At 52.0% G+C, this 5,147-nt stretch carries 2 protein-coding genes; both read right to left on the bottom strand.

What is annotated here, in order from left to right; translation table 11 throughout:
- Positions 1–412 precede the first annotated feature (412 nt).
- The gene (locus tag ACTHSL_RS11435) at positions 413–2,317 is read right to left on the bottom strand and encodes a polysaccharide biosynthesis protein (protein WP_440381498.1); all 1,905 of its coding nucleotides are present in this window, start codon (positions 2,315–2,317) and stop codon (positions 413–415) included.
- Positions 2,318–2,743: 426 nt separating this feature from the next.
- Positions 2,744–4,990, bottom strand: a complete 2,247-nt coding sequence (locus ACTHSL_RS11430) for a nitric-oxide reductase large subunit (RefSeq protein WP_440381497.1) — start codon at positions 4,988–4,990, stop codon at positions 2,744–2,746.
- Positions 4,991–5,147 lie beyond the last annotated feature (157 nt).

Raw genomic sequence — 5,147 nt, 5'->3', positions numbered from 1 at the left:
ACGGTTCGGGTTAAGGGTAAATCTGATTGCAGGACTGATTAATGCGATGGGATGAATATTTTCGCAAGAGGTCTATTATCTTATATGATAATTGATTTTAATTTTTATTTTAAGATGTAAATTCTAATGGATTTTCTTTTTAATTTAAATAATAAGAACTATTTTTATTTTATTTAATTATTTAATTGACTGAATTCTTTATTAAATTAGGAATATAAAATTCCGGATGCAAAAAAGCCTTTACCGAAGTAAAGGCCGTCTGAACAGTACAGGGGATTTTTGCGTTCAATCGTATGGAAGACAAAGGTTGATAACGCCTTATCGATTCCGCCGGCGCGTTTGATGTTTCCAAACGGCTTTCAAAGAAAATGCCGTCCTCATCAGCAAGAGGCCGTCTGAAAAAATGGGAGGACTAATGGATTTCCTGCCCTGCCGTCCACACCAAATCGCAGATGCCGTCCGTCGGGGCGAAGGCGGTCGGGGCGGCAAGCAGGATGCGGCGCAATTCGGTTTGGTTGCCGCTGTCGCAGGCAGCCGAGAGTTTCGCCAGAAGGTTTTCCAGTTGCGGCCAAGGGAGCATGGTTTCGCTGGCGGTCAGGATGCGGGAGTGGCCTGTCGGAACGGCGTTGTCGCCGATAATCAGTTCTTCGTACAGCTTTTCGCCCGGACGCAGGCCGGTAATGCGGATTTCGATGTCGCCTTTGGGATTGGCTGCGTCTTTCACGTCCAAGCCGCTCAGCCGTATCATCTGCCGCGCCAGGTCGATGATTTTCACCGATTCGCCCATGTCCAAAACAAATACGTCGCCACCTTTCCCCATCGCTCCCGCCTGTATCACCAGCTGGGCGGCTTCGGGGATGGTCATAAAGTAGCGGGTGATGTCGGGATGGGTAAGCGTAACGGGCCCGCCGGCAGCGATTTGTTGCTCGAAGGCCGGAACAACTGAACCGGACGAACCCAATACGTTGCCGAAGCGCACCATGCAGAAGCGGGTTTGGCAGCCCGTTTCCGCCGCCAAGGCCTGCAAGACGAGTTCGGCCATGCGTTTGCTCGCGCCCATGGTGTTGGTGGGACGCACGGCTTTGTCGGTGGAAATTAAGACGAAGGTCGCCACGCCGCAATCTTGTGCCGCACGGGCGCAGGCCAGTGTGCCGAACACGTTGTTGCGTATGCCTTCTATGGTGTTGAGCGCGACCAGGGGGACGTGTTTGTAGGCGGCGGCATGATAGATGGTTTCCACGCCGAACGCCTGCATGACGTTTTTCAGACGGCCTTTGTCCTGCACAGAACCCAAAAGCGGCAAAATTTCAATATTGCCGCCCTGCCGCCGCGCCAAATCCTGCAATTCTCGTTCGATGGTGTAGAGCGAATATTCGGACAGTTCGAACAATACCAGCTTCGCCGGACGGCGGCCGACTATCTGGCGGCACAGCTCCGAACCGATAGAGCCGCCCGCGCCCGTTACCATCACCGTTTTACCTTCGATGTCGCGCGCCATCAGTTCGGCCATCGGCTCGACCGGCTCGCGTCCCAACAGGTCGGCCACCGATATTTTTTTCAGAAGGCCGATGTGGATGCGGCCGTCCACCAAATCCTTCATGCCCGGAATCGCCAGCACTTCGCAGGGGTAAGCCTCAAGGCTTTGCAGGATTTCCCGCCGCCTTTCCGCGCCCGCGCTGGGCATGGCCAGCAGGATTTTCTTCACGCCGTAGCGCGCAATCAAATCGGCGGTTTCAGACGGCCTGAACACGGGCAGATCGCCGACGATGGTATGTTGCAGTCGCGGATTGTCGTCCACAAAGGCCACGGCGCGGTATTCGTTCACCTGCTTCATCGCTTCAATCAGCTGCCGCCCCGACTGCCCCGCACCGTACACGATGACGGGCACGGCGGAATTGCGTTCGCTGCGTTCGGCCAAAATCAGCCGCAACAGCAGACGCGAACCGGCAATCAGCACCACCATCAAGAAGAAGAACACCACCGGCAAAGCCAGGCGCAATTGTTTTTCAAACAGCAAGACGCTGAAGAAAAACAGCAGCATGGATGCGAAACTGCCGAACAGCGCAACCGCCAAGATCCGCAGGCTGATGTAGCGCGTTACGGCGCGGTACAGCCCCAACCGGACAAACAGCAAGACTGTAAACACCGTTGTGGCCGCCAACGCCTGCCAGTTGGCGGGGTCGTACCATTCGTGGTCGTAATCGGCTTTCAGGCTTTGGGTAAACCAGAAGGCGCAGAAAATCAACACCGTGTCGTGGATGACGAACAGGATTTTTTTGGTACGACGCGGCAGGGCGAGCAAGGTTTCGAGCATCATGAATGGGCAATCGGCTGCCGCGTACGTTGGAACGGCAGGCCGTCTGAAAACGGTAAAAGGCCGTTATTATAAAGCCGTCGGCCGCAACCGTCGGTTTTTGCCGCCGGAGAATGCGGCAGGATGGGCAGTTTTGCAACAGGCCGTCTGAAAAAACGATTCAACGTGAAATCAAGCAAGACAGGGCGGTTCGACTGCCTTCGCCACATGGTTTTCGGGATGTAAAAGGAAAGTATAAGCGGGAAAATCGCAGGCAAACCGCCGATGTCTCTAAGAAGAAGATCGATTGGACGTGCAAACGAAAAGTGCAGATAAAAGAATGAAGGTAAAAACCGTTGCAAGGAATAAAGGCTACGCCGGTACGTCAGCAAAAACAAAAAAAGCCGTCTGAAAACTTTCAGACGGCCTGATGTTATCTAAACAAGACGGTTAGTTTTTAGCTTTGCCAAAACCGAATACGGTTTTAGTAGCCTGCCATGCGAAGCAGCATGCACCACCGATAAAGATCAAGTCAGACAGGGTACGGATCCAGCGCAGAGTTTCCAGCAGGTCTTGCTGCAGGAAGTTTTCGCTTCGGGCATACCACAAACCAGTTGAGATGCTGGCAGCAGCTTGAATCGCACCAATCGGCAGCAGGCTGGTGGCAATCATGCCGACCAAACCGCCGTTCAACAGCCAGAAGCCCCAAGTCATCAATTTGTCGTTGAAATGCTCTTCCGGTTTCAAGTACAGGGCAACCAGCAATACAAAGCCCAGTGCCAAGAAGCCGTATACACCGAACAAGGCTGCGTGTGCGTGAACTGCGGTAGTGTTCAAACCTTGAATGTAGAACAAGGAAATCGGCGGGTTGATCAAGAAGCCGAACACACCGGCACCGATCATGTTCCAGAAGGCTACGGCAACGAAGCACATCAGCGGCCAACGCAAACGTTTTGCCCAAGGAGCAGCGTTTTGATAAGACCAGTGTTCGTATGCTTCACGGCCCAACAGAATCAGCGGCACAACTTCCAAAGCGGAGAAGCAGGCACCGATAGCCATAGAAGCTGAAGTCGAACCAGAGAAGTACAAGTGGTGCAGCGTACCCGGGATACCACCCAACATAAAGATGGCGGCAGCGGCCAAAGTAGCGGCAGTGGCAGTATTGCGGCGGACAAAGCCCATGTTGTAGAAGATGAAGGCGAAGGATGCGGTTGCAAACACTTCGAAGAAACCTTCCACCCACAGGTGAACCACCCACCAACGCCAGTATTCCATTACCGCAATCGGAGAATGCTCGCCGTAGAACAGGCCGGGCGCATAGAACACACCCACACCGAACATGGAGGCCACAAAAATGGCCAACAGGTTTTTATCGGTATTTTTCTCTTTAAACGCAGTAAAGGTACAGCGAACCATCAGGAACAGCCACAGCAACAGGCCGACCATCAGCAGCAATTGCCAGAAACGGCCCAAGTCCAGGAACTCATAACCTTGGTGGCCGAACCAAAAGTTCATGGCCGCAGGCATATTGTCGCTCAAGGCAAGGAAGTTGCCGCCGTAAGAACCCAATACCACGATAAACAGTGCGATATACAGGAAGTTCACGCCTGCACGTTGGAATTTTGGATCTTTACCGCCGTTGATAATCGGAGCCAGGAACAGACCGGCAGTCAGGAAACCTGTGGCAATCCAGAAAATTGCGGACTGAATGTGCCAAGTACGTGCCAAGGCATAAGGCAGCCAATCAGAGAAGTTGATGCCGTAGAAATGCTGGCCTTCAATAGTGTAGTGAGCAGTCAAACCGCCCAGCAGCACCTGTGCCACAAACAGGGCGACAGTCAGGAATACATATTTACCCAAAGCTTTCTGTGACGGAGTCAGCTGGATTTTAGACAGCGGATCTTCTGTAGGAGGTTGCACCTCTTCATGTTTGGTCAGGAAAGAGTAACCCCACAACAATAAGCCGATACCGCTTAACAACAAGACGATACTGGTGAACGACCACATATAGTTCTCAGTAGTCGGCACGTTGTTGACTAACGGCTCGTGCGGCCAGTTGTTGGTGTAGGTAAACTCTTTATCCGGGCGGTTGGTCGATGCAGACCAAGCTGTCCAGAAGAAGAAGTTAGTTAATTTTTTACGCGCCTCTTCGCTTGGCAATGTATTGTTTTTCATTGCAAAGTTATCACGCGTTTGAACCATGTCGGGATCATTGCCGTACAACTTGATGTAATACGGCGCAACCGCCTCAATGGCTTTTTGACGGGTTTCGCTGATGACAACCGTTCCGTCTTCTTTCACTCTGGACTGGTTACGGTATTCGTCAGCCAATTGCGTACGCAAAGTCGCCTGTTGCGCAACATCCAATTGTTCGTAGTTTTTGCCGAATTGAGCCTGTGCAGTGAAGTCCAACCAGGCAACCAATTCGCGGTGCAGCCAGTCGGCAGTCCAGTCCGGAGCCTGATAAGCACCGTGACCCAAGATAGAGCCGACCTCCATGCCGCCGGTAGACTGCCAAGCCGATTGGCCGGCCAAAATATCGTCCTTGGTCATCAATACCTGACCGGACGCCGTTACAACTTTTTCGGGATATGGCGGAGCTTTTTTGTAAACCTCCGAACCCATATAACCCAGGATGGTAAAGCAGACTGCCAGCACTGCAAACAGCAGATACCAGAGCTTCTTATATTGTCCCATAATAAAACTCCTTGGGTGGTTGTGTTAAAATTCATGAAATATGAATGTTAAAAATTGTAGCACGACTAACACGGGAAATAAAGCAATCTGCCTGAAACATCTGTGGCAGTTGACCAACATCATACAAGCAGAGAACAATGTAAATTCGTGCACAATT

Origin of the sequence: Neisseria sp. P0008.S010 (assembly GCF_051962715.1) — a bacterium.
GTDB classification, from domain to species: Bacteria; Pseudomonadota; Gammaproteobacteria; order Burkholderiales; family Neisseriaceae; genus Neisseria; species Neisseria elongata.
This window is presented reverse-complemented; position numbering and strand designations above follow the sequence as displayed.